Below are 23522 nucleotides of genomic sequence, written 5' to 3'. Positions count from 1 at the left end.
TGAGAGAGGCTTATTCTAAAAAGGGAGGCGCCTAAACATAAGTTACAAAACCTGTTTAATCCGCCAGTACACTTTTCAAAACATGGTTATCAGGGCTATAACCCCTACTTTCGAAAGCCACGCGCTCCTGGAGCCTTATCATGGACAAATACGACCGCATGCTCCTCAGCGCCCTGCTCGAAGACGGCCGCGCTTCCTACGCGCAACTGGCGCGCACGGTAAACCTCTCCGCCCCCGCCGTCGCCGAACGCGTGGCCAAGCTGGAGGCCAGCGGCGTGATCACCGGGTATCAGGCCAAGGTGGACTTATCCAAAGTCGGCCTGCCGATTCAGTGCGTGATGGAACTGAGACTGACCAACCACGGCAGCCAGAAGGTCTACGATGCCCTGGCCGAAATCCCCGAACTGACCGAATGCCATCGTGTAACGGGCGATCCGTGCGTGATCATGCAGGCAGCGGTGGGCTCGATGCCGGAGTTGGAGAATTTGATCAACCGGGTGGCGAAGTTCGGGTTCAGCAAGACCTCGATCATCTTGTCGAGCGCGATAGAACGGCGGGTGCCGTTGGGGCAGTTGGAGGGCAAAAATGGTGGATAAGCCCAGCAAGGTCTTCAGCCTCAGTCACCCGATCTCCCCGCGTATTCCGCTGTGGCCGGGGGACCCGCCGGTGGCGTTTGAAGACGTCGCGTCACGGGACAAGGACGGCTATTTCCTTCGTCGGTTCAGCATGGGTGAACATAGCGCCACGCATATGAATGCGCCGAACAGTTTTTATGCTGGTGGAATGGGGATTGATGGTTATCGACCCGAAGACTTGGTGCGGCCCGCCGTAGTGATCGATGTGCACGGTAAAACCCAGAGCAATCCAGACTACGAAATCAGCCCACTGGATATTGAAGCATGGGAACGTCAGCACGGGCTTATCGAACCTGGCTCGGTGGTGCTGATGTACACCGGCTGGCAACACCTCTGGAACGACCCGATAGCGTTTTTTGGGCAGGACGCGCAAGGCTCACACTTCCCTGGGATTGGTGAAGCGGCGATTCGGTTTTTGCTCGAACAGCGCCAGATTGCCGGGGTTGGCATTGATACCCACGGGGTTGATCCAGGGCAAAGCACCGCCTTCGCGACAAACCATGCCGTGTTGGCGGGAAACGGGATTGTGCTGGAGTGCCTGACCCACCTCGACCGGCTTCCGGCCAAGGGCGCCACGTTAGTGATAGGTGTACTAGGACTGGAAGGCGGTTCGGGATCACCAGCATCAGTGATGGCGTTTATTCCCTGACTTGCAGGTAGGCCCTACCGACGCCATCGCAGGCAAGCCAGCTCCCACACTAGACCGCATACAGTCCGGGCAACTCGGTCAACTGTGGGAGCTGGGCTTGCCCGCGATGACGTCAGTTGCTTCAACACAGCTGTGAGCGTTGAACAATCAAATCGACCACCTGCTCGATGGTGGTGATGTGATCCCAATCTTTCTGCGTCGCTTGCAAGTTGAATTGCCACTTGATCTGCATGACAAAGCAGGTCAAATCATCATCAATAATCTTGAAGTCATGGATGAAGTCCGTTTGCTCGGTGACCTGACTTCGGTCGATGAAACCGATGATATCGACGAATAGCTGAATCACCTTTTCGCTGATCTCGGCTCTAGTCGGGCTAGCTGCCATTTCTTGCCTCATAGGCGCACTTACCAATACTGATTAGATCAAAGACAGCCAACCCCGCAGCAACGAAAGGAATGCCCCGTCCAATAATGCCAAATACCCGGACGGTGCCAAACGTTGCTTTCGCCATTCTGGCCACCGTGGGTTGCCTGATCAATGTACGAGGGAAAAAGCGCATTCCGATGAGACTCGCCAGGTTCGTCGTTTTGCTAGAACCAACATGAACCCAAGTGCCCACGGCAATTTTGTTTATAGGTATGCCGGCGACGCCAGTGAGAACCGTTGCGGCCGTCAAGCCATAGTGTTGCTGGGTACATTTCCAGAGTTCGTCAAACGTGGTGCTCGGCACCGAGGAGTCCGCATGAAGGGGCTTGAGTAACTGGTAACTGGCGCCATGGGTCCAGCCTGGCGAATGAGGTAAAACCATGACTGCCGGGCAACTTGTCATCGTGTTTCCCAAATGAAACGCCATGCTTGAAGTTGAGCCGAAATCGATGCCGGTGCCTTGGAGCTCAAACTGGCTTCGCCTGATTGCTGTGTGAAGATCGCTTTCCTGCATGACGTAGTCCCTGTACGTAAATGACAGCCGGGATCTTAGGTCGCAGCGAAGGGGTATAGACGGGAGAAGGGAAAATCCAGAATGGTCCGACAGGACAGCAAGGCCAAGCCTACTGACTATTCAGAAAGCAGATAAGCGCCCCCAAAAAGAGCGGTTGCTTCAATGGCCAGCAAGACCACTCCCTTTCATTTGCGCGGCGGATGTGCTGCATTACGCGGTGGGCTCTGCGCACTCGTCGGGCAAAGCGATGGATGTGCAGCAGCGGGCGATGATGCATTTGTTGGAGATGGCGAAGGGGGTGGTGGATCGGGCGCTGGAGTGTGTGCAGCCTCGATGAACACCGCCCCTCCCACATTTGAACGGCGTTGTTCTATCAGAACCCGCGATGTTTCTTCAGATGCTCATTGATCTTCGCCGCCGGGACTTTCTGCAAGGTGCACAGCAGGTCGTGGGACAGTTCGCGCAATCCGTGGGTGCGGCGCAGTTCCTGGGCCAGGTGCGCCGTGAGGTTGGCGGCCATTTCCGCATCCGCCAGCGCCCGGTGAGCCTGGCCGGTGTGGGGCAGCTTGGCGAAGGAATTCAACGTGCCGAGTTTGTGGTTCGGCGCCGACGGCATCAGGCGGCGCGCCAGCAGCAGGGAGCAGGCGAATTTCTGCAGGCGGGTGCGGCGGATCAGGCCCAGTTCGTAATCCCAGAATTTCTGGTCGAACGCAGCGTTGTGCGCCATCAGCGGCGTGGTGCCGACGAATTCATTCACCTCGTTCATCACCCGCTCAGCCGGCGGCGCGCTGCGCAGCATGGCGTTGCTGATGCCGGTGAGCTGTTCGATAAAGCCGGGCACGCGCACGCCAGCGTTCATCAGGCTCTGGTAACGGTCCACGATCTGGCCACGTTCGAGGATGACCACGGCGATTTCCGTGGCCCGGCAGTGGCTGCTCGGGGTGATGCCGGTGGTTTCAAAGTCGATGACCGCTATACGTTCCAAACCTGTTCCAACTCCGTCTAACTATTTATTGCGCCGTAGCGCTTATTTGAGCAGCAACGCGCCTTCGATCGGCACGTAGCGGCTGGCAGCGCGTATCAACGAGTTGGCCGTCAGCCCCGGCACGCCATACGCCACGGCTTCGACGCCGTGCTTGTGGATGATGCGGTCGAGCAGCATGTCGAAGTCACCGTCGCCGGAGGCCAGCACGATTTCGTCGACGTGGTCGGCGGCGTCCATGATGTCGATGGTGATGCCCACGTCCCAGTCGCCCTTGGCCGAGCCGTCGCTGCGCTGGATATACGGCTTGAGTTTCACCGTGAAGCCCAGGTTGCGCAGGATCTGCTGGAACTGCTGCTGCTTGCTGTCGCCTCGGTCGATGGCATACGCATAGGCCTCGACGATCTGCCCGCGCGCGCTGATATCAGCCCACAGGGCGGCGTAGTTGAAGTGGCAACCATAGGCCTGGCGGACGGTGTAATAGAGGTTTTGTACATCGGCGAACACTGCAATTTTCTTCACCGCACTTCCTCATGACAGCCAGGCGCCAGCGCCCGGAAAGGGTGCCAGTATGCCAGTCGCGAGAACGTTTCCGGGAAAAATCAGACCGGGGCGACGCAGCGCCCCGGTTGAGTGCAGGTCAGACGAAGGAATCGTCGTCGCCAAAGGAAGAAGAGTCGTCGGAATAGTCGCTGTCGGCAAAACTGTCCGAGTTGTTGCTGCCCCAGCTGTCGCTGTCATTGCCGGCAAAGCGCTGGTCATCGTTGCCCCAGCCGCCCTGGTCGCTGGCCGGCGCCGGTTGCTCGATGATTTCTTCCACTACCTGCGGCTGCTGGTTGTGGTGGAACAGGCTGCTGATGCCCTCGGCCAGCATTACACCACCGGCCACGCCTGCAGCGGTTTTCAGTGCGCCGCCGAGGAAGCCGCTGCCGATTGGGGCCGCAGGCGCCTGCTGCGGTTGCTGATAGTTCTGCTGGGGCGCGCCATAGTTCTGCTGCGGCGCAGGCTGGCCAAACGCAGGCCTGCCCGGTTCACGCCAGCCACCCGACGAAGCCGGGGCGCTCTGGCTTGGCTGCGGGTCGCGGGAACCGCCGCCAAAGATGCTCGACAGGAAGCCGCCGCCGCTTGCAGGGGCTGGCTGCGACGACTTGGCGCGCTCTAGCTCCTCCTGCAATTGCTGGATCTGCTGCGCCTGCTGCTTGTTCTGCGCGTCGAGGCTCTTGAGCGCGTGTTCCTGCACCAGGATCGACTGGGTCATGTAGTACCCGGCGGCCGGTTGGCGAGTCATGTGCTCCTTGATCCGCGCTTCTGCTTGCGCATCGCGGGGGGCTGAGTCCGTTTCGGCTTGCTGCAACCGTGAAAACAGTCCATCGATCAGGGTTTGCTCTTCGCTGTTCATGGCGACCTCGTTAGATTGCCGGTAGAAATCGTGGTCCTGCCTGTGATCAGGCCAGGTGCACTCTAGTTATGGGGCTGTTACCAGTTGTTTCAATGGTCTTTACTCAAGGTTTACGTTTGCGTCCCTGCAACCCTGATCGGTTAAAGTGTCGCCCTTGTTTCCAGGCCTGCGATGAACCTGATGAATCCGTTAGACGTATTGCGCGACTCTTTCCGTTTTACCCGGAACAACCTGGGTGCCATCGTTCAGCTATGCCTGCCGTTGGTCATCCTGGAGGCCCTGCTGCAACAGGTGCTCGACCACACGCTGGGCCCGGATGCCTTCCCCGGCTACAGCGTGGTGGTGGGATTGCTGGTGTACCCGCTGTACACCGGCGCCTTGATCCTGTTTCTCGACGCCCGCACCCGGGGCGAATCGCCGCGCACCAAGGATGTGTGGGCGATGGCGCTGACCCTGTGGCCGCGCTTCGCCCTGCTGACGGCCATGAGCACCTTGCTGATTCTGCTTGGCCTGTCGCTGTATTTCCTGCCGGGCCTGTGGTTGATGGTGGTGCTGGCGTTTGCCGAGTACCTGCTGGTACTGCGCAGCATGCCGGCGCTGGAGGCAATGAAGGAAAGCTTCCGCCTGACCCGTGGGCATTTCTGGCGGATCCTGGTGTGCCTGTTGTGCGTGATGACACCGCTGTGGCTGCTCAAGGGCGCCAGTGTGGCGGCCTATCCCGAGCCTGCGCCGTTGCTCGGCGTGCTGATCGACAGCGCGCACAGCTTCCTGCAGCTGTTTACCAGTGTGGTGCTGTTTCGTTTATTCATGCTGATCGGTGGCGATGCCGACGCGCGGTGATATGCTCCGTGCCACTCCCGAAACGCTATAAGCCGAGCCGATGACCCGTTTATTGCGCATAACCTTGCTGGGCCTGTTGATCATTGCAGGCCTGCTGACGGCCCTGATCTACAGCCTGACCTGGCGCCCCGAGCCCAAGGAAATCCTGCCCGTGAGCTGTGTTGCGCCGCGTGCGCCGACCCTGTTGCCAGGGCAGGCGCTCAAGGTCATGACCTGGAATGTGCAATACCTGGCCGGCAAGAACTACGTGTTCTGGTACGACACCACCGACGGCAGCGGCCCCGACGACCGCCCCACCGTGGAAGACATGGCCGCCAGCCTCGACGAAGTGGCGCGGGTGATCCGCGACGAACAACCCGACATCCTGCTGCTGCAGGAACTCGACGAAAACGCCAAGCCCTCCCACTACCAGGACCAACTGGCCCTGCTCCAGGAACGCCTGGTCGACCTCTACCCCTGCAGCGCCCAGACCTTCGACTGGAAAGCCGACTTCGTCCCCGACCGGCATATCTTCGGCAGCGTCGGCCGCAAGCTGGCGACCCTGAGCCGCTACCAGATCGAACACGCCGAGCGCCTGCAATTGCCGGCGCCGGACGCCAACTTCATCAGCCGTCAGTTCCAGCCCAAGCCCGCCTTGCTGCTGACCTACTTGCCACTGAGTGATGGCGGCCAGCTGGCAGTGCTCAACACCCGCCTGGACGGCGACGCCCCGGGCCGCAGCGCGGTGCAGGCGCAGGTGCAAACCACGGTCAAGTTGCTGGATAAGTTCGAAGGTCGCGGCACGCCCTGGTTGATCGGCGGTGATTTCAACCTGCTGCCCCTGGGGCAATTCCTGCGCCTGGACGCGGGCAAACGCGGACGGTATTCGCCGGACAGCGAGTTGCACCTGCTGTGGGACAAGTACCCGATGATCCCGAGTAACAGCGAATCGAGCGGGATTGATCGTGAGAAATGGCTGACGCACTTTCCGAATGATCCCGGCATCGAAGGCCCGGATCGCACGCTCGATTACCTGTTCTACAGCCCACGGATCAAACGGGTGCAGGCCAAGGTGCGACAGGAGGATACCTTGCGTATTTCCAACCATCTGCCGGTGATCGCACGGTTCCTGCTGCCCGCCGCGCAATAACCAACACCTGTAGGAGCCCGGCCTGCCGGCGATGCAGACGACGCGGTGTGTCGGCTGCACCGCAGTCGCAGGCAAGCCGGCTCCCACATTTGATCCCGGCGGTCGCTACTTTCTCGGCTTGATCCTGGCGGTCGCCTCCGCCACCAGCGGGTCATCCGGCCAATAGTGCTTGGGGTAACGACCCTTCAGATCCTTCTTCACTTCGGCGTAGGTACTGCGCCAGAAGTTCGCCAGATCCTGGGTCACCTGCACCGGCCGCCGTGCCGGGGACAGCAGGTGCAGCTTCACCACTTGGCGCCCGCCGGCAATGCGCGGGGTGTCGGCCAGGCCGAACAATTCCTGCAGACGCACCGCCAAAATCGGCGGCTGTTCGCTGTAGTCCAAACGCACTGACGAGCCCGACGGCACCTTCACATGTTGCGGCGCCAGTTCGTCGAGCCGCTGGGGCAGCGGCCACGGCAACAGGTTATGCAGGAAGCTGGAAATATCCAGGTGGGCGAAATGGCTCAGGCGCGAGACTTTGCCCAGGTAGGGCATCAGCCAGTGTTCGAGGCTGGCGAGCAAGGCGGTGTCGCTGATATCTGGCCATTCGCTGGTTTTGCCGGCGTCCAGCTGGCGCAGCAGCATGACGCGGGACTGCCATTGGCGCAGTTCAGGCGTCCAGGGCAGCAACTCCAGGCCTTTGCGGCGCACCAGGTTGACCAGCGCCTGGCTGCGGGCGGACTCGTCCAGGCCGGTCAGCGGTTCACGGCTGAGCACCAGTTCGCCGACTTTGCGCTGGCGTTCGGCACGCAATACGCCTTCACGCTCGTCCCAATCCAGCTGGTCCACGGTGCGCACTTGCTCGGCCAGCACCGTGTCGAACAGTGCCGGATCAAAATCGGCCGCCAGGTAGATACGTTCTTCACGCTGGCCCTGGCGACTGCCGAGGTCAGCGATCACCAGCCAGGGTTGTTTCATCAGGCTGTCGGCCTCGGCGAACAGCGCCGCTCGGCCGTTGGCCAGGCGATATTCGGCGCCACCGGGGCGACGTTGCTGGGCGACACGGTCCGGGTAGGCCAGCGCCAGCAGGGCACCGAGCCAGCGTGGGTGGTCGGGATCGGCCACCGGCTGGGTGGCCTTGCCTCTTAGATAGCCACGGTATTGCCGCGCCAGTTGCTTGGCCCGCTGCACGCCGCCTTGGGTGCCGCGCGCGCGTTCTTCACCGGACAGCAACGCCAGGCGACTGTGCAAATCCGCGCCAGCGCCGCGCAAAATATCGCGCTCCCCCAAGAGCGCGGCGACCTCACACGCGGTCGCCGCGAGGCCCAGATCCTGGCCGCGCAACAGCAGATGGGCGATACGCGGATGGGCCGGCAGCTCGGCCATTTTCTGGCCATGCGCGGTCAGCGTATCGTCATTCAACGCCCCCAGGCGCTGCAGCAAATCCTGGGCCTGGGCATAGGCGGCGGTCGGCGGCACATCGAGCCACACCAGTTGCGTGGGTGTGACACCCCAACGCGCCAGTTGCAGCGCCAGGCCGGCGAGATCGGCGGCGAGGATTTCCGCACTGCCATACGCGGCCAGGCCTTCATGCTGGTCCTCGGACCACAAGCGATAACACACCCCCGGCTCCAGGCGCCCTGCCCGGCCGGCGCGCTGGGTGGCACTGGCGCGGGAGATGCGTTGGGTATCGAGGCGGGTCATGCCGCTGCCAGGGTCGAAACGCGGCACGCGCGCCAGCCCGGCGTCGATCACCACACGTACGCCATTGATGGTCAGGCTGGTCTCGGCGATGTTGGTGGCGAGTACCACTTTGCGTTTGCCGGCCGGGGCCGGGTCGATGGCGGCGCGCTGGGCGTTGAGGTCCAACTCGCCATGCAGCGGGCACAGCAGCACATCGCTGCGGTCGCCCAGGGCGTCGGCCAGTTGTTGATGGACCCGGCGAATCTCCGCCTGCCCCGGCAAAAACACCAGCACACTGCCGGACTCGTCGTGCAGGGCCTCGAGGAGGGTGTTCACCACACGCGGCTCGATGAATTCACCCGGCTGGTACGGCCGGCCCCAGCGCGTCTGCACCGGGAACATACGTCCCTCGCTGCGCAGGATCGGCGCGTCGTCCAGCAAGCTGGCCAGGCGCTCGCCTTCGAGGGTCGCGGACATCAGCAGGATTTTCAGCGGCTGCTCATCGCGAAACAGCTCGCGCCCGTTCAGGCTCAGGGCCAGCGCCAGGTCGGCGTCGAGGCTGCGTTCGTGGAATTCGTCGAAGATCAGCAGGCCCACGCCGTCGAGTGCCGGGTCATCCTGTAAGCGACGGGTGAGGATGCCTTCGGTGACCACTTCAATCCGTGTATTGGGGCCGACTTTGCTGTCGAGACGGATGCGATAGCCGACGGTTTCACCGACCTTTTCGCCCAGCTCACTGGCCAGCCGTTCAGCCGCAGCACGCGCCGCCAGGCGCCTCGGTTCGAGCATCAGGATGGTCTGCCCGGCCAGCCAGGGCTCGTTCAACAAGGCCAAGGGCACACGGGTGGTTTTACCGGCGCCGGGCGGTGCTTCCAGCACGGCTTCATGGCGATTCGCCAAGGCGTCACGCAGGGCGGGTAAAACATCATCGATCGGCAACGAATTCATACTGGCTCCAAAGCAGAGCGGCGAGTATAACGGCGAACTGCCGGATGCCGGTGCTGGTCTCACAAGCACCCCGCTCTTTCGCTGTGGATGCGCTCAAAGGTGGGCGCTGGCTTATAGTTTCGTATCAACCGTGTTCAGGAGAGTCTTCATGCGTATCGCTTCCCGTGTCATTGGCGGTGTCCTCGCCGTCACCCTGCTGAGCCAGTTGACGGCCTGCGGCTCGATTTTCTACCCCGACCGCCGCGGCCAGATCGACGGCAAGATCGACCCTGCGATTGCCGTGCTCGACGCCGTGGGCCTGCTGTTCTATGTGATCCCTGGCCTGATCGCGTTCGGCGTGGACTTCGCCACTGGCGCGATCTACTTCGAACCGGGCAAGACTGCCCAGGTCGCCCCGGAAAAACTCCACGAGGCCATCGGCGCGGACGGCAAGGTCGACAACGCCAAGCTGCAAAGCATCATCCAGAAGGAAACCGGCCGCAGCCTGCCGCTGGATGACCCGCGCATGATCCAGTTCAAGGGCAGCGTGCAACAGCTCGCGTCCCTGGGCCTGCAACCCGCTGCCTAAGGACTGCCCATGACCACCAGCCCCGAACACGCGCGGCTCCTGCGCCTGGCCACCCGCGCCTCGGTCGGCGTGGCCTGTGCGCTGATTATCACCAAGGCCATCGCCTGGTGGCTCAGTGGCTCGGTGAGCATGCTCGCCGGGTTGACCGACTCACTGCTCGACGGCGTGACCTCGCTGCTGAACCTGCTGGCCGTGCACTACGCCCTGCGCCCGGCCGATGACGATCATCGCTATGGTCATGGCAAGGCGGAATCGCTGTCAGGCATGGCCCAGGCGCTGTTTATCGGCGGCAGTGCGGTGCTGATCGCGTTCCAGGCCTACGAGCGCCTGCAACACCCGGAACCAGTGGGCGCGCCGTGGCTGAGCATTGGTGTGATTGTGTTTTCCCTGGTGCTGACCGTGGCCTTGCTGATGCTGCAACACCGGGTGGTGCGCGAAACCGGCTCCAACGCGGTACGCGCGGATTCTCTGCATTACCGTTCGGACCTGATGCTCAACGGCAGCATCCTGGTGGCACTGGTGCTGGCGGGCATGGGCTTTCATCAGGTCGACGCCTGGTTCGGCCTGGGCATTGCCGCCTACATCTTGTGGAGTGCGATCCAGATCGCCCGGGAAAGCTTCGCGGTATTGATGGACGAGGAGCTGCCGCCGGAGGTTAGCCAGCATATGCTGGAACTGGCGCGCGGCGTGCCCGGCGTGCTGGGTGCGCACGATTTGCGCACGCGAATTTCCGGCAGCCACTGGTTCGTGCAACTGCACCTGGAACTGCCGGGGGATTTGACCCTGTCAGTCGCCCACGGCATCAGCGACCAGGCCGCCGATGCCATTCACCAAGCCTACCCCCGTGCCGAAGTGCTGGTACACGCGGACCCCGCAGATCAACCCCAAGAAGCCAGCTATAAGCTATAAGCGGAAAGCCTCAAGCCTCAAGCCTCAAGAGTGAAGATTGCGGCTTGTAGCTTGCAGCTTGCAGCTTGCAGCTTATCAATACTGCACTTGATACCCGCGACTGCTCAGGCAGTTGCCCTGTGCCTGGCGGTAGGTTTGCACCACCGCCGGATCGGGCGCGTAGGTGACGGCCTGCGGGTCGAAGCCGCTTTGCTGCACCGCCCAGCGATAACAGTCATAACCGTCCTGCTGCACTTGGGCCGGTGACTGGCCGTTGGCGGGGTAGGCCACCACGTCATACCCGTTGCCTTGCGGCGCCGGCTGCGGCCCAGGCACTGCGGTCGGCGGTTGCACCACCACGTATTCCTGGGAGGTGCTTTCGTAGGTGTAGTAGGCACCGGCCGCGAGGAAAAACAACGCGCTGCCCACCCACACTTCACGCGCGTAGTCCGGCAGGTAGCGCACGCGAATCCCATACGGCGGCGTTACCACCACGTAGCGCGGGCCTTGCGGGCGATACCAGTAGCCGCCGGAGAAGAAGTAATCCTGGCCACGGTACGGCACGCGGTAATTGCGGTCGGGAAAACGGTCGACGGTATAACCGGGACGATACTGCGGGCCGGGCCCCCAACCATTGCCATGCCCGTCGGGGCGACCCGGCCAGCGATTGTCATTCGGGTGACCGTTGTTGAAGCCACCGCCCGGACGTTGGCCGGGACCATTGCCGGCCTGCCAGTGCTGATTGCCATCATTGCGACGTGGGATGTCTTGGTAGTTGCCCTGGCGCGGTTCCTGGGTTTGGCGCACGGTATCCGGACGCCCCTGGATCGGCAGGTTATTCGCCGGCTGCGGCGCTGGCCGAGGCTGTTCTGCCCCTTGCGGGCGACCCTGCCATTGCCCGCCACCGTGCGGCTGCTGCTCGGCGCGATCAAAATGCGGATTCTGGGGACGCGGCTGGTTGTTCTCGAAGTGCTGGTTCTGCGGACGCGGCTGAGTGTTTTCCGGCCGTGGTTGATTGTTCTGCGGGCGAGGCTGGTTGTTTTGCGGTCGCGGCTGTTCGTTACCTTGCCGACCGCCTTCCGGCCCTCGTTCATGCTGACCGCCGCCTTCAGGGCGCGGGTCATCTGCCATCACTTGCGTGCCGACGGTCACCATCAGCAAACCTACACCTGCCATACGCCAGATGCGCTTCATGCTATTCCTCACTGCGGATAAGGGCCTAGAACGTCCGGCCTCATAGATAAGACTGGAAAAGCCGCGCCCGGTTCTGAGACAGGTTATCAGTCACGAGAACAATTTTATCAAGGCAAAAGAAAAGGGGTGACCCGTCGGCCACCCCTTGAGAACTTCGTCCTGGCTCAACGCTTTTGACGTTGGCTCACCTCACGCCGTCTTGTGGACAGTGTGCAGCCTGGAGGCCAACTCAACCCTGCTGGGGTGGCGGCCGCAGCGGGCCTGATTGGGCGAGCTGCTGTGGACTGTTGTCCAGGCGGTGATTCTGTTGATAACGATACCCGCCAACGTCCGACAGATGATTGCGAAGATTGCGTCAATAAACAGTGCTTGCGCAATTTTTAACCCTTCATGGATAATTCACCGCAATAGTTACGACAAAGGCCGACCCAATGAGCAAGCTTGACCGATACGACCTGAGTATTTTGGCGGAATTGCAGCGCGACGCGAGGATCTCCAACCAGGAGTTGGCCGAGCGTATCGGCCTGTCGCCTTCGCCCTGCTCACGCCGGGTCAAGCAATTGGAGGACGACGGCTACATTGCACGCCAGGTCGCCTTGCTCGACCGCAAGATGCTCGGCCTGAGCCTGACCGCCTATGTGCTGATCGGCATGGACCGTCACACCCCGGAGCGTTTCGAGAATTTCGAAGCGGCCATCCGCACCCTGCCCCAAGTGCTGGAATGCAGCCTGGTGACCGGCATGGACGCCGACTATCAACTGAAAGTGGTGGTGCCGGACATGGATCACTACCAGAAGCTACTGCTGGGTCACCTGACCCGCATCGAAGGCGTGACCAGCGTGCGCTCCAGCTTCGTGCTGAACCAGGTGCTCAACAGCACCGAATTGCCGCTGACTCATTTGCGTACCTGATTTCAACAACACTGAAAATCCCCTGTGGGAGCGGGCTTGCTCGCGAAAGCGCTGATTCCGTCAATACATGCGTTGACTGACACTGCGCTTTCGCGAGCAAACCGGCTCCCACATTTGGACCGTACCTCGATCCAAATCAATGTTGTGTTGAAGACGCTGCCTTATACTTGCCGCCTGCCCCGTCGGAAGAGCCCATGAACAACATCGATCCCGCCCTGTTTGAAGAATGGATGATGACTGGCCTGGTCACCATCCTGATCATTTTCATGGGCTTTATCGTCTGGGACCTGGCAAAGAAGTCCAAGGCCGGGCGCTTTGGCTCGTTCATCCTGTTCTTCGTGCTCGGCCTGGGCGTGGCTGCATTCATCATCAAGAGCGTGGTGATCGGCCTGATCGAGTCCGGCGCCTTATAAGCGCGCCGGCACTTCCTTCCACTGGCCTTGATCCAGGCCATCGATCGACCAATCGCCAATTCGCACGCGCACCAGGCGCAAGGTCGGCAACCCGACCGCGGCGGTCATGCGCCGAACCTGACGGTTACGCCCTTCTCGAATCACCAGCTCCAGCCAGTAAGTCGGTATGTTTTTGCGAAAGCGTACCGGCGGGTTGCGCGGCCATAACTCAGGCTCATCCAGCCGCCGGGCTTCGGCGGGCAGGGTCATGCCGTCGTTGAGTTCCACGCCATTGCGCAGGCGTTGCAGGTGCTCCTCGGTCGGCTCGCCTTCGACTTGCACCCAATAGGTCTTCGCCAGCTTGTGCTTGGGGTCGGCGATGCGTGCCTGCAACTGGCCGTCGTTGGTCAGCAGCAACAGGCCTTCGCTGTCACGGTCCAGGCGGCCGGCGGGGTAGATGCCGGGGATGTCGATAAAATCCTTGAGGGTCGCCCGCCCGCCTTCGTCGCTGAACTGGGTCAGCACATCGAAAGGCTTGTTGAACAGGATCAACTTCGGCTCCGCGGGTGGCGCCTTGGCGACTCGACGCGCAGCGGAATACGGGGGTTTCACGCCGGGGCGGCGCGAATCGGGACGAGCAGGACGGGACATGGCAAAAGGAACATCTAACGGTCAGGACCGACAATGCTAGTGGCCTGACCGCTAAATGACCATCCCAACCGCTTAGCGGAACGGCGGCTCGTCGAAGCTGCGCAGTTTGCGCGAGTGCAGCGAGTTGAGTTCGGTGCGCAACAGGTCGACCGCCTCGATGCCGATCTTCAAGTGCTGGCTGACCGCACGTTCATAGAACGCGTTGGCCGAACCCGGCAGCTTGATTTCGCTGTGCAGCGGTTTGTCCGACACACACAACAAGGTGCCGTACGGTACGCGCAAGCGATAACCCTGGGCGGCGATGGTGCCGCTTTCCATGTCCACGGCCACTGCGCGGGACAGGTTGATCAACGGGCGCTCCTGGGCCCAACGCAGTTCCCAGTTGCGGTCGTCGTAGGTCAGCACGGTGCCGGTGCGCAGGCGTTTTTTCAGCTCTTCGCCTTTTTCGCCGGTGACATTGGCCGCCGCTTGCTGCAAGGCCAGCTGCACTTCGGCCAGGGCCGGGATCGGGATATTCGGCGGTACCACGCGGTCGAGAATCCCGTCGCGGCGCATATAGGCGTGGGCCAATACATAGTCACCGATGGTCTGCGATTGGCGCAGGCCGCCGCAGTGACCGATCATCAGCCAGCAATGCGGGCGCAGCACGGCCAGGTGGTCGGTGATGTTCTTGGCGTTGGACGGGCCGACGCCGATATTCACCAGGGTCACGCCGTGGCCATCAGTGGCCTGCAGGTGATAGGCCGGCATCTGGTAGCGATGCCACACCACGCCGGCGGCAATCGCCGATGCTTCACCGTGGTCCATGCTCTTGTCGATCACCACGTTGCCTGGCAGCACCATGCGGATGAAACGCGGGTCGCTGCGCAGTTGCTCCAGGCCATGCAAGATGAACTGGTCGACATAGCGATGGTAGTTGGTCAGCAGGATCCACGGCTGCACATGGCGCCAGTCACTGCCGGTGTAGTGCACCAGGCGGCGCAGGGAAAAGTCCACGCGCGCCGCGTCGAACAACGCCAAGGGCAGCGGGTCGGTGTTTTCCCAGTCGTACAGGCCATCGGCGATGCCATCGGTGGCGGCCGACAGGTCGGTGCTGGGGAACACACGGGCGAGGGTCGCGGCCGTCACGCCGGAGCCGGCCAGTTCGTCGCCCTGCTCCACCACATACGGGTACGGGATGTTCTGTTGGCTGACGCCGACTTCCACCGTCACGGTGAAGTCATGCATCAGCGGCACCAGTTGTTCCAGCAGGTACTTACGGAACGCCGCCGGATGGGTGACGGTAACGCTGTAGGTACCCGGCAACTGGACTTTGGCATACGCCCGGGTGGTCTGTGGGACTTCGCCGTGGCAGTGGTAGGTCAAGCGCAGTTCCGGATAGCGAAACAGCGCGCGTTGTTCGGCGTCGGGTTCGACGCGGTCTTTGAGGTATTGCTTGAGGGCTTGGTTGAGGGCGCCGGTAGCACGCTCATGCAGAGCCGCCAGCCGATCCACGGCTTCTTCAGCGGTTTGAACGACAACAAAAGCTTCGGTCACGGTAAGCATCCTGTGTTCTGACGTGCAGGCCTTTATCTTGCCTGTATCCCGGCCACACCGAAACACCGATTTGGAAACACATTACCTTGCAGGAGTCGGCTTGCCGGCGATAAGGCCCTTGAATTCAATACATGTCTCAAGGCCGCTATCGACGGCAAGCCGGCGCCTACACGGGACGGTGATCAGGATTGCGGGGTTGAGCGCGCGACGATGGCCTCCACATCGACACCTCGCGGCAAGGTGCCATACACGCGGCCGGACGATTCACCCAGCCGGCTGGCGATAAACCCATCGCTGACCGCCGCATTCCCGGCCTCCAGCAGCAGCTTGGCCTGCAGCGCCACGGCAATGTCCTCGGTCAGTTGCCGCGCGCGGTACTGGATGTCCTGGGTGTCCATGAACGCCGACTTCAGTTGCTCGATATGCCGCGCCAGTTGCCTGTCGCCGTGCCCGTCGCCCAATTCGACGAACAGCGCCTCGAGCACGCCCGGCTCTTTGGACAGGGCGCGCAGCACGTCCAGGCATTGCACGTTGCCGGAACCTTCCCACGTGGAATTCACCGGCGCCTCACGGTACAGGCGCGGCAGGATGCTGTCCTCCACATAGCCGGCACCGCCCATGCACTCGGCGGCTTCGTTGATCATCGCCGGCGCACGCTTGCAGATCCAATACTTGCCCACCGCCGTCACCAGCCGGGCGAACTTGGCTTCCTGCTCATTATCCAGATGATCCAGCGCCCGGCCCATGCGCATGCTCAAGGCCAGCGAGGCTTCGCTTTCCAAGGCCAGGTCGGCCAGCACGTTTTGCATCAGCGGTTGCTCGCTGAGCACACGCCCGCCCACGGAACGATGGGCACAATGATGGCTGGCCTGGGTCAACGCCTGGCGCATCAGGGCACTGGAGCCGACCATGCAGTCGAAGCGGGTCATGGCGACCATCTCGATGATGGTCGGTACGCCACGGCCCTCTTCGCCGATCATCCAGGCCAGGGCGCCGCGAAATTCGACTTCGCTGGAGGCGTTGGAGCAATTCCCGAGTTTGTTTTTCAGGCGCTGGATATAGAACTCGTTGCGCGTGTCATCCGGGCGGTGCCGAGGCAGGAGGAAACAGGTCAGGCCCTTGTCAGTCTGCGCCAGGGTCAGGAACGCATCGCACATCGGCGCCGAGCAGAACCACTTGTGCCCCACCAGCTCGTAGGCCTGCCCCGGGCCACCGGCGCCTACCGGATAGGCGCGGGTGGTGTTGGCGCGCACGTCGGTGCCGCCTTGTTTCTCGGTCATGGCCATGCCGATGGTGGCACCGCCCTTGTGGGCAATGCCGACGTTGCGCGGGTCGTATTCGGTGCTGAGGACTTTCGGCAACCAGGTCTGCGCAAGATCCGGCTGCAGGCGCAGGGCCGGCACGCAGGCAAACGTCATGGTCAACGGACAGCCGGTGCCGGCTTCGGCCTGGCTGTGCAGGTAGGTCATGGCCGCGCGGGCGACATGCGCGCCGGACTGCGGATGGGCCCACGGCAGCGACGGCAGGCCGTGTTCGACGGCGGTGCGCATCAGTTCGTGGTAGGCCGGATGAAACTCCACCAGGTCGATGCGATGCCCATAACGGTCATGGCTGTTGAACACCGGTTTGTTCTGGTTCGCCAGGAATCCGGCCGCCATCAACGGCCCGCCGGCCAGCTCCCCGTAGGCATCGATGCGCGTCTCGGCCCAGCCGGCGCCGAAGCGGCGCGACCACTCTTGCAGGGGCAGGTCGATGCGGTAGAGGTTGGTGCCATCCAGAGATGGCGGCTGGTTGGTGACGTCGTGGGTTTCGGCGAACGAGTGCAGGTTCATGACGGGCCTCCTGGAAAAAAGGCCACGTCGATTTGAGGCCTGAATTTCAGTTAAGCACCGACACCGGGCTTAAAAAAGTGGCATACCCGCCGAATGTACGGCGCTTTCGCCCTCTACTTGCCCCAACAATCGACGCTCCAGCACCGCCTGCAAAGCGTCGAAACGCACGGGCTTGGCCAGGCGCTCGGAGACGCCGATGCCATGGCAATGCTCGCGCTCGGACACATTCAGCGACGTACTCAAGGCAATCACCGGCAACTCAGCGCAGCCAGGCAGTGCACGAATCTGACAGCACAACGAGAAACCGCCTTCAGGTATATCCAACAATACTGCGTCGAATGTCTCGGCCTGCAGGCTCGCCAATGCGGAAGGCCCGTTGTCCACGGTTTTTACCCGATAACCGAGCTTGAGCAACATGCCGCGCACAGCCAGCTGGCCCACGCTGTTGTCATCCACCAGCAGCACCGTGCACTCCTGCGGGCCACGCTGCCGATCGGGTGTCCGCTTTGGCTCCGGCGCCACCAGGCTGACCTGCATCTCCAACTGGAAGCGACTGCCCTTGCCCGGCTCGGAGTGATGGGTGAGGCGCCCGCCCAGCAGTTCGATCAACTGCCGGCAAATCGCCAGGCCAATCCCCAGGCCACCGTATTCGCGGGTGGTCGAGCCATCAAGCTGGAAGAAACGCTGGTACAGCGTGGCCTCGTCGAGGAAGGCGAAGCCGATACCGGTGTCGGTGACGATAAAACTCAAGCGCACGCCACCGTCACTCTGCGGCACGCCCACCACCCGCAGGCGCACCGAGCCCTCATGGGTAAACTTGAAAGCGTTGTCCAGCAGGCAATCCAGGCACTGCAGGAGTTTGTCGGCATCACCCATCACGCGGTCCGGCAACTCGTCCGCCACGTCGATGGAAAACGCCAGGCCTTTGCTCTGGGCGCTGGCATTGAATTGCTGGCGCAACCCGTCGAGCGCGCCGCGCAGGCTGAAGACCTTGGGCTGGGGAGTCAGGCGTCCGGCTTGCAATTCGGTCAGCGTCAGAATGCCGTTGACCATGCGCATCATGTCCCGCGCCGAACCGGCGGCGGTTTGCTGGTACTGCGCCAGGTCGTCGCCCAGCGGCACGGTTTGCATCAGTTCGAGGGAGCCGATCACGCCGTTCATCGGCGTGCGCAATTCATGGGTCAGGGTCGCAAGGAATTCATCCTTGAGCCGGTTGCTGCGGGCCAACTGCTGGTTGAGCACTTCAAGCTTCTGGCTGGCATCGAACAGGATCTGCGCCTGCTGCTCGCGCATGGAATTGATGCGGTCGGCCAACGCCAGGGACAACAGCGCCACTTCGATCGCCGAACCGATCTGGCTGGCGTACATGGTGAGAAACATATTCGGCAGGTAGCCCAGCACCATCAGGGTATTGATCACCCCACCTAGCAGGAACGCCGACCAGGCGATGATGAAATAGCGCGCCATGCGCTGGCCGCAATACCAGGCCTTGATGGCAGCCACGAAGATGGTCACGGTAAACACCAGCGCCAGGCCGGTGGCCAGGCGCAAGGCCACCGCATAGCTGGTCAGCAGCGCCAGCGCCATGACGACCGCGCCGCAGGCCGCCAGCCCCAGCAGGATGCGGTTGAGCCAGCGGCTGTGCTGCGCGGTGTGCAGGAAACTGCGGGCGAACAGGCTGCCGAACAGCGCCGCCGAGCCGATCAGGAACGGCACCGCCGCGTTCGCCCACCACGGGTTGTTCGGCCAGAAGTACTCCACCGCCACGCCATTGACCGACAGCTGGTAGAGGCCGAACGAGGCGATATAAAGGATGTAATAGAGGTAGCTGGTGTCGCGCACGCTCAGGTATATAAACAGGTTGTAGACCAGCATCCCCAGCAGCACGCCGTAGATCACCCCGAGCACAGACAGGCGCAGGGGTTGTTGTTCCAGATAAGCGGTGCCGGCCCACAGCGTCAAGGGCGCCTGGATCGAGCCTTCGCTTTGCAGGCGCAGGTAGACCGTCTGCTGTTGATCGGGCACAAAGTTGAGCTTGAACAGGTAGTTGCTCTGGCGTACTTCACGGCTGGAAAACGGCAATGCGCTGCCCGTGCGGGAGGTCAGCCGGTAGGTGCCGGTACCGTCGTTCTGGTACAGGTCCAGGTGATTCAGCGGTGGGTAGGCCAACTCCAAAAACCAGGTGCGCGGCGCGCGCGGGTCCTTGGCCAGGTAATGCAGGTCCACCTTGAGCCAGAACACCGAGCGCGAATAGCCGGCGTTGAGGGTGGCTTTGTCATGGGGCTTGAATTGGGCGGCGTAGGCGGGTGAACTGACGTCGGCGATGGTCAGCGCATCGGTGGGGTCTTCGAGCACTTGCATGACTCGGCCCAGCGGCAGGCTTCGCGTGTCCTGGTTGAACTCGATGGCGCTGGCGAGCATTGGCAGCCCGCACAACAATAAAATCAGCAAATAGCGCATAGAGCCCCAGCGTGGCGTGTCCGGTTATGTCAAAAGCCCCCCATTCCTTTTGAGAAGACGTACACCGGCGGTACATTAAGTTGTTTGGATCCACTTTAGCATAGCCGCTAAAGGCCATTGGACACCATTGAAATAATTTTTTGAAAGGCTCTAGGACGCGGGTTTCAGCGGGTTTTCTCGAGTGAAAAAGCGCCAAAAAAGCGTCACAACCACGGCAACATTCAACCCTCACCCGACAGCCACGCAAAAAGCGTTTGGTGGTAAGCTCGCGCACCATGAATATCTACAGCTCTCGCCCCGTTGTCCTCTGTCTCTCCGGCCATGATCCCAGTGGTGGCGCCGGCTTGCAGGCAGATATCGAAGCCCTGCTCGCCCAGGGCTGCCATGCGGCTCCGGCCGTCACCGCCCTGACCGTGCAGAACACCGTCAACGTCAGCGATTTCCGCGTGCTCGACCGCGAGTGGGTGCTGGCCCAGGCCAATGCCGTGCTCGGCGACTCCGAAGTGGCGGCGGTCAAGCTGGGCATGCTCGGTTCCACCGCGATGGTCGACACCGTGGTCGAACTGCTGCAGGCGCACCCGCACCTGCCGGTCGTCTGCGACCCGGTGCTGCGCGCCGGCGGCGGTGGCAGCCTGGGCAAGGACGAAGTCGGCTATGCCATGCGCGAGCGGCTGTTGCCGCTGTCGCTGATCGCCACGCCGAACCTGCCCGAAGCGCGCATCCTCGCCGAACTGCCCGAGGGCACGGCAGACGAATGCGCCGAAAAGCTGCTGCCGTACATCAAGCACCTGCTGATCACCGGCGGGCATGGCGACGAGCATGAAGTGCACAACCGCCTGTACAGCCGTGACGGCACGCGCCAGACCTTCACCTGCCAGCGCTTGCCCGGCAGCTATCACGGTTCGGGCTGCACGCTTGCCAGTGCCCTGGCCGGCCGGATCGCCCAGGGCGAAGGGTTGGTCAGCGCGGTGCAATCGGCCCTCAACTACACTTGGCGCACCCTGCGTGACGCCGAACAACTCGGTCAGGGCCAGTTCGTACCGCGTCGGTTGCCGCTGGATTTCTGCTCGTAACTTTTTCTGCTCGAAGGGGCCTGCCCGATGAAACTACGTGGCCTGTATGCCATTACCGACAGCCAACTGTTGGCTGGCAAGTTCCTCGCCTACGTCGAAGCGGCGCTGGACGGTGGCGTGACCCTGCTGCAGTACCGCGACAAAAGCAGCGACGAAGCCCGGCGCCTGCGTGAGGCCGAGAAGCTGCGCGAACTGTGCTCGCGCTACAAGACCCAACTGATCATCAACGACGACGCCGAGCTGGCCGCGCGCCTGGGCGTCGGCGTGCACCTGGGCCAGACCGACGGCCCGCTGACCCCGGCCCGCGCGTTGCTGGGCTCCAAGGCGATCATCGGCGCGACCTGCCACAGCCAGATCGAGCTGGCCGAGCAGGCCGCCAAGGAAGGCGCCAGCTATGTCGCCTTCGGCCGCTTCTTCACGTCCAACACCAAGCCGGGCGCTTCTGCCGCCACCGTCACGATGCTGGCCCAGGCCCGCGCGCGCCTGCAGCTGCCGATCTGCGTGATCGGCGGCATCACCCTGGAGAACGCCGAACCGCTGGTGGCGCATGGCGCTGACCTGCTGGCCGTGGTGCACGGCCTGTTCGGTGCGGACAGCACCCAGGAAGTGACGCGTCGCGCCCGCGCCTTCAACGATCTTCTTAAATATTCAGTTTAGAGAGCCCGATCATGTCCCGTTCCGAAACCCTGTTTGCCAATGCCCAGAAACACATCCCCGGCGGGGTGAACTCCCCCGTGCGTGCGTTCAAGAGCGTGGGCGGCACGCCACTGTTCTTCAAGCATGCCGAAGGCGCGTACGTCACTGACGAAGATGACAAGCGCTACGTCGACTACGTCGGCTCCTGGGGTCCGATGATCCTCGGCCACAGCCACCCGGACGTACTCGACGCGGTGCGCAAGCAGCTGGAACACGGCCTCTCCTACGGCGCGCCGACCGCCATGGAAACCGAGATGGCTGACCTGGTGTGCTCAATCGTGCCGTCGATGGAGATGGTGCGGATGGTCAGCTCCGGCACCGAAGCCACCATGAGCGCGATTCGCCTGGCCCGTGGTTTCACCGGTCGCGACAGCATCATCAAGTTTGAAGGCTGCTACCACGGCCACTCCGACAGCCTGCTGGTCAAAGCCGGTTCGGGCGCGCTGACACAGGGCGTACCCAGCTCGGCCGGCGTGCCTGCGGCGTTTGCCAAACACACCCTGACCCTGCCGTTCAACGACATCGCGGCCGTCGAGCAGATGCTCGATGAAGTCGGGCAAGACGTGGCGTGCATCATCGTCGAGCCGGTGGCCGGCAACATGAACTGCGTACCACCGGCGCCGGGCTTTCTCGAAGGCCTGCGCGAGCAGTGCGACAAGCACGGCGTGGTGCTGATTTTCGACGAGGTGATGACGGGTTTTCGCGTTGCACTCGGCGGCGCACAGGCGCACTACGGCGTCACGCCGGACCTGAGCACCTTCGGCAAGATCATCGGCGGCGGCATGCCGGTCGGCTGCTTCGGCGGCAAGCGCGAAATCATGCAGCACATCGCGCCGCTGGGCCCGGTGTACCAGGCAGGCACTTTGTCGGGTAACCCGCTGGCGATGGCTGCCGGCCTGACCACCTTGCGCTTGATCAGCCGCCCTGGCTTCCACGCCGAGCTGACCGACTACACCACCCGCCTGCTCGACGGCCTGCAACAGCGTGCCGATGCCGCCGGCATCCCGTTTGTGACGACCCAGGCGGGCGGCATGTTTGGCCTGTACTTCAGCGGCGCCGATGACATCGTCACCTTTGATGACGTGATGGGCAGCGATGCCGATCTGTTCAAGCGCTTCTTCCACCTGATGCTCGAAGGCGGCGTTTACCTGGCACCGAGCGCCTTCGAAGCCGGCTTCACCTCGATCGCCCATGGCGACGCCGAGCTGAAACTGACCCTCGATGCCGCCGAGCGCGCCTTCGCGGCCTTGAAATAAACGACGGAAAAAATCAGGCGCCGCCCCAGCGGTGTCTGATTTGCTACTTTGTTTACAGAGATTTCCGAGTTTTTTCGAGAAACCACCTGCAATCCGGCAGATAACTTGCCCAACCAGCAGAAAAACGAGTAAAGACTTTGTAAGCAGAGGCCTGCTTATTTCATAATGCGCGCTTATTGGATCCCCCGAGGATCCGCGCGCCCCGTCAGAGGTAAGTCGATTCCCATGAAACGCACCGGCCGCACCCTGGTTCTGGGCTGCCTGTTGCTCCTTCAGCCGCTGCTGGCACATGCACAAGCAGGCGGCAACTCGTTGTTAATCCCAGCGATGGGTCGTTGCACCCTCAATACCCAGCCAGACAGCCAGGCCGAAGCCCTGAGCGCGTGCCAGAAACAGGCCGACGGTGGAGATGCGCAGGCGCAATACGAGTTGGGCGAGTACTACCACGACAGCAAGAACCCCGCCCGCGACCTCAACAAAGCCTTGAGTTACTTCGAGAAAGCCTCGTTGCAGGGCCACGCGCAGGCGCAATTCCAGCTCGGCACCATGTTCTTCAAAGGTGAAGGTGTGCCGGCCAATAACGTTCAGGCGTATATCGTGCTGAAGATGGCGGCGGTCAACGGCGCCGAAGACGCGCTGGACACTGCCGACGAAGTCGCCGAGCACATGCAGCGCAATGAATTGGAAACCGCGACCCAGGTGCTGGGCCAGATTTTCCGCAACTACCTGCAGGAACTGCAGAGCGCAGATGGCAGCTCGCCATTCTCGCCGCTGCCCTGAGTTTTGTAGCGCTTTTACTGCCGCCTTCGCGAGCAAGCCCACTCCCACATTCGACTGCATTCCAAAGGTGGAACTCGATCGAATGTGGGAGCGGGCT

23 protein-coding genes and 1 pseudogene are annotated in these 23522 nt (G+C 62.3%); 13 read left to right on the top strand and 11 right to left on the bottom strand.

Annotated elements, in window-relative coordinates; all coding sequences use genetic code 11:
- The first annotated feature begins 140 nt into the window (after positions 1 to 140).
- Positions 141 to 596, top strand: a complete 456-nt coding sequence (locus QMX97_RS10615) for an Lrp/AsnC family transcriptional regulator (protein ID WP_065910132.1) — start codon at positions 141 to 143, stop codon at positions 594 to 596.
- Positions 586 to 1284 (top strand): cyclase family protein, encoded by a 699-nt coding sequence (locus tag QMX97_RS10610; protein WP_282396885.1) that lies wholly within the window; start codon positions 586 to 588, stop codon positions 1282 to 1284. The genes QMX97_RS10615 and QMX97_RS10610 overlap by 11 nt, the downstream gene beginning before the upstream one ends.
- A gap of 121 nt (positions 1285 to 1405) precedes the next feature.
- Here QMX97_RS10610 and QMX97_RS10605 read toward each other — a convergent pair whose 3' ends face one another.
- Together QMX97_RS10605 and QMX97_RS10600 are read right to left on the bottom strand one after the other, a co-directional pair.
- Positions 1406 to 1669: a hypothetical protein gene (locus QMX97_RS10605; protein ID WP_065910128.1), complete on the bottom strand. Its 264-nt coding sequence runs from the start codon at positions 1667 to 1669 to the stop codon at positions 1406 to 1408.
- Complete coding sequence (locus QMX97_RS10600; RefSeq protein WP_282396884.1) at positions 1659 to 2225, bottom strand: hypothetical protein; 567 nt, start codon at positions 2223 to 2225, stop codon at positions 1659 to 1661. Before QMX97_RS10600 ends, QMX97_RS10605 begins: the two co-directional genes overlap by 11 nt.
- Positions 2226 to 2418: 193 nt before the next feature.
- Here QMX97_RS10600 and QMX97_RS10595 point away from each other — a divergent pair.
- A pseudogene (locus tag QMX97_RS10595) lies at positions 2419 to 2562 on the top strand (DUF3077 domain-containing protein); the annotation flags it as partial.
- A 36-nt stretch (positions 2563 to 2598) separates the two neighbouring features.
- On the opposite strand, the gene QMX97_RS10590 reads toward QMX97_RS10595, so the two are convergent.
- The 3 genes from QMX97_RS10590 to QMX97_RS10580 form a co-directional block, all read right to left on the bottom strand.
- Positions 2599 to 3210, bottom strand: a complete 612-nt coding sequence (locus tag QMX97_RS10590) for a 3'-5' exonuclease (RefSeq protein WP_282396883.1) — start codon at positions 3208 to 3210, stop codon at positions 2599 to 2601.
- Positions 3211 to 3252: 42 nt separating this feature from the next.
- Complete coding sequence (locus QMX97_RS10585) at positions 3253 to 3729, bottom strand: NYN domain-containing protein (RefSeq protein WP_034117765.1); 477 nt, start codon at positions 3727 to 3729, stop codon at positions 3253 to 3255.
- Positions 3730 to 3847: 118 nt separating this feature from the next.
- Positions 3848 to 4606 carry a DUF2076 domain-containing protein gene (locus QMX97_RS10580; RefSeq protein WP_106802552.1) on the bottom strand — a complete coding sequence of 253 codons (759 nt, stop codon included), beginning with the start codon at positions 4604 to 4606 and terminating at the stop codon, positions 3848 to 3850.
- A 180-nt stretch (positions 4607 to 4786) separates the two neighbouring features.
- On the opposite strand from QMX97_RS10580, the gene QMX97_RS10575 reads away from it, so the two are divergent.
- On the top strand, positions 4787 to 5446 hold the full coding sequence (locus QMX97_RS10575) for a YciC family protein (RefSeq protein WP_065910342.1): 660 nt from the start codon (positions 4787 to 4789) through the stop codon (positions 5444 to 5446).
- 40 nt (positions 5447 to 5486) lie between these two features.
- Positions 5487 to 6575 (top strand): endonuclease/exonuclease/phosphatase family protein, encoded by a 1089-nt coding sequence (locus tag QMX97_RS10570; RefSeq protein WP_213552418.1) that lies wholly within the window; start codon positions 5487 to 5489, stop codon positions 6573 to 6575.
- Positions 6576 to 6680: 105 nt separating this feature from the next.
- Here QMX97_RS10570 and hrpB read toward each other — a convergent pair whose 3' ends face one another.
- A complete protein-coding gene (gene hrpB / locus QMX97_RS10565) occupies positions 6681 to 9188 on the bottom strand; it encodes an ATP-dependent helicase HrpB (protein ID WP_282396882.1) in 2508 nt (835 codons plus the stop codon).
- Positions 9189 to 9336: 148 nt separating this feature from the next.
- Between hrpB and QMX97_RS10560 the strand changes: the two genes are divergently transcribed.
- Positions 9337 to 9756, top strand: a complete 420-nt coding sequence (locus QMX97_RS10560; protein WP_106802549.1) for a polyribonucleotide nucleotidyltransferase — start codon at positions 9337 to 9339, stop codon at positions 9754 to 9756.
- Positions 9757 to 9765: 9 nt separating this feature from the next.
- Positions 9766 to 10665 (top strand): cation diffusion facilitator family transporter, encoded by a 900-nt coding sequence (locus QMX97_RS10555; protein WP_065910114.1) that lies wholly within the window; start codon positions 9766 to 9768, stop codon positions 10663 to 10665.
- Between the two features lie 75 nt (positions 10666 to 10740).
- On the opposite strand, the gene QMX97_RS10550 is transcribed toward QMX97_RS10555, so the two are convergent.
- Positions 10741 to 11838 (bottom strand): DUF6515 family protein, encoded by a 1098-nt coding sequence (locus QMX97_RS10550; RefSeq protein WP_282396881.1) that lies wholly within the window; start codon positions 11836 to 11838, stop codon positions 10741 to 10743.
- Positions 11839 to 12269: 431 nt separating this feature from the next.
- Here QMX97_RS10550 and QMX97_RS10545 point away from each other — a divergent pair, with 431 nt between their 5' ends.
- Positions 12270 to 12749: an Lrp/AsnC family transcriptional regulator gene (locus QMX97_RS10545; protein ID WP_003194418.1), complete on the top strand. Its 480-nt coding sequence runs from the start codon at positions 12270 to 12272 to the stop codon at positions 12747 to 12749.
- Between the two features lie 203 nt (positions 12750 to 12952).
- Positions 12953 to 13162, top strand: coding sequence for a DUF2788 domain-containing protein (locus QMX97_RS10540; protein ID WP_025999909.1), 210 nt, complete (start codon positions 12953 to 12955; stop codon positions 13160 to 13162).
- Here the strand turns inward: QMX97_RS10540 and QMX97_RS10535 are convergent.
- The 4 genes from QMX97_RS10535 to QMX97_RS10520 all read right to left on the bottom strand — a co-directional run bounded on the left by QMX97_RS10535 (position 13157) and on the right by QMX97_RS10520 (position 19620).
- Positions 13157 to 13792, bottom strand: a complete 636-nt coding sequence (locus QMX97_RS10535; protein WP_120450069.1) for a pseudouridine synthase — start codon at positions 13790 to 13792, stop codon at positions 13157 to 13159. The genes QMX97_RS10540 and QMX97_RS10535 overlap by 6 nt on opposite strands.
- A 72-nt stretch (positions 13793 to 13864) precedes the next feature.
- Positions 13865 to 15337, bottom strand: coding sequence for an AMP nucleosidase (gene amn, locus QMX97_RS10530; RefSeq protein WP_161630243.1), 1473 nt, complete (start codon positions 15335 to 15337; stop codon positions 13865 to 13867).
- Between the two features lie 173 nt (positions 15338 to 15510).
- The gene (locus QMX97_RS10525) at positions 15511 to 17160 is read right to left on the bottom strand and encodes an acyl-CoA dehydrogenase family protein (protein WP_282396880.1); all 1650 of its coding nucleotides are present in this window, start codon (positions 17158 to 17160) and stop codon (positions 15511 to 15513) included.
- Between the two features lie 69 nt (positions 17161 to 17229).
- Positions 17230 to 19620, bottom strand: a complete 2391-nt coding sequence (locus QMX97_RS10520; protein WP_282396879.1) for a hybrid sensor histidine kinase/response regulator — start codon at positions 19618 to 19620, stop codon at positions 17230 to 17232.
- Positions 19621 to 19895: 275 nt separating this feature from the next.
- On the opposite strand from QMX97_RS10520, the gene QMX97_RS10515 reads away from it, so the two are divergent.
- The 4 genes from QMX97_RS10515 (at position 19896) to QMX97_RS10500 (ending at position 23425) form a co-directional block, all read left to right on the top strand.
- Positions 19896 to 20693, top strand: a complete 798-nt coding sequence (locus QMX97_RS10515) for a hydroxymethylpyrimidine/phosphomethylpyrimidine kinase (protein ID WP_049711392.1) — start codon at positions 19896 to 19898, stop codon at positions 20691 to 20693.
- Between the two features lie 27 nt (positions 20694 to 20720).
- Positions 20721 to 21350 (top strand): thiamine phosphate synthase, encoded by a 630-nt coding sequence (thiE, locus tag QMX97_RS10510; protein WP_120450075.1) that lies wholly within the window; start codon positions 20721 to 20723, stop codon positions 21348 to 21350.
- A gap of 11 nt (positions 21351 to 21361) precedes the next feature.
- Positions 21362 to 22645, top strand: coding sequence for a glutamate-1-semialdehyde 2,1-aminomutase (gene hemL, locus QMX97_RS10505; protein ID WP_065910103.1), 1284 nt, complete (start codon positions 21362 to 21364; stop codon positions 22643 to 22645).
- Between the two features lie 225 nt (positions 22646 to 22870).
- On the top strand, positions 22871 to 23425 hold the full coding sequence (locus tag QMX97_RS10500) for a tetratricopeptide repeat protein (protein ID WP_106802542.1): 555 nt from the start codon (positions 22871 to 22873) through the stop codon (positions 23423 to 23425).
- Positions 23426 to 23522 lie beyond the last annotated feature (97 nt).

Origin of the sequence: Pseudomonas sp. PS01298 (assembly GCF_029959745.1) — a bacterium.
Classification (GTDB): domain Bacteria; phylum Pseudomonadota; class Gammaproteobacteria; order Pseudomonadales; family Pseudomonadaceae; genus Aquipseudomonas; species Aquipseudomonas aylmerensis.
Note: the sequence above shows the minus strand (reverse complement) of the source record. Positions and strands in the feature narration are given on the sequence as shown.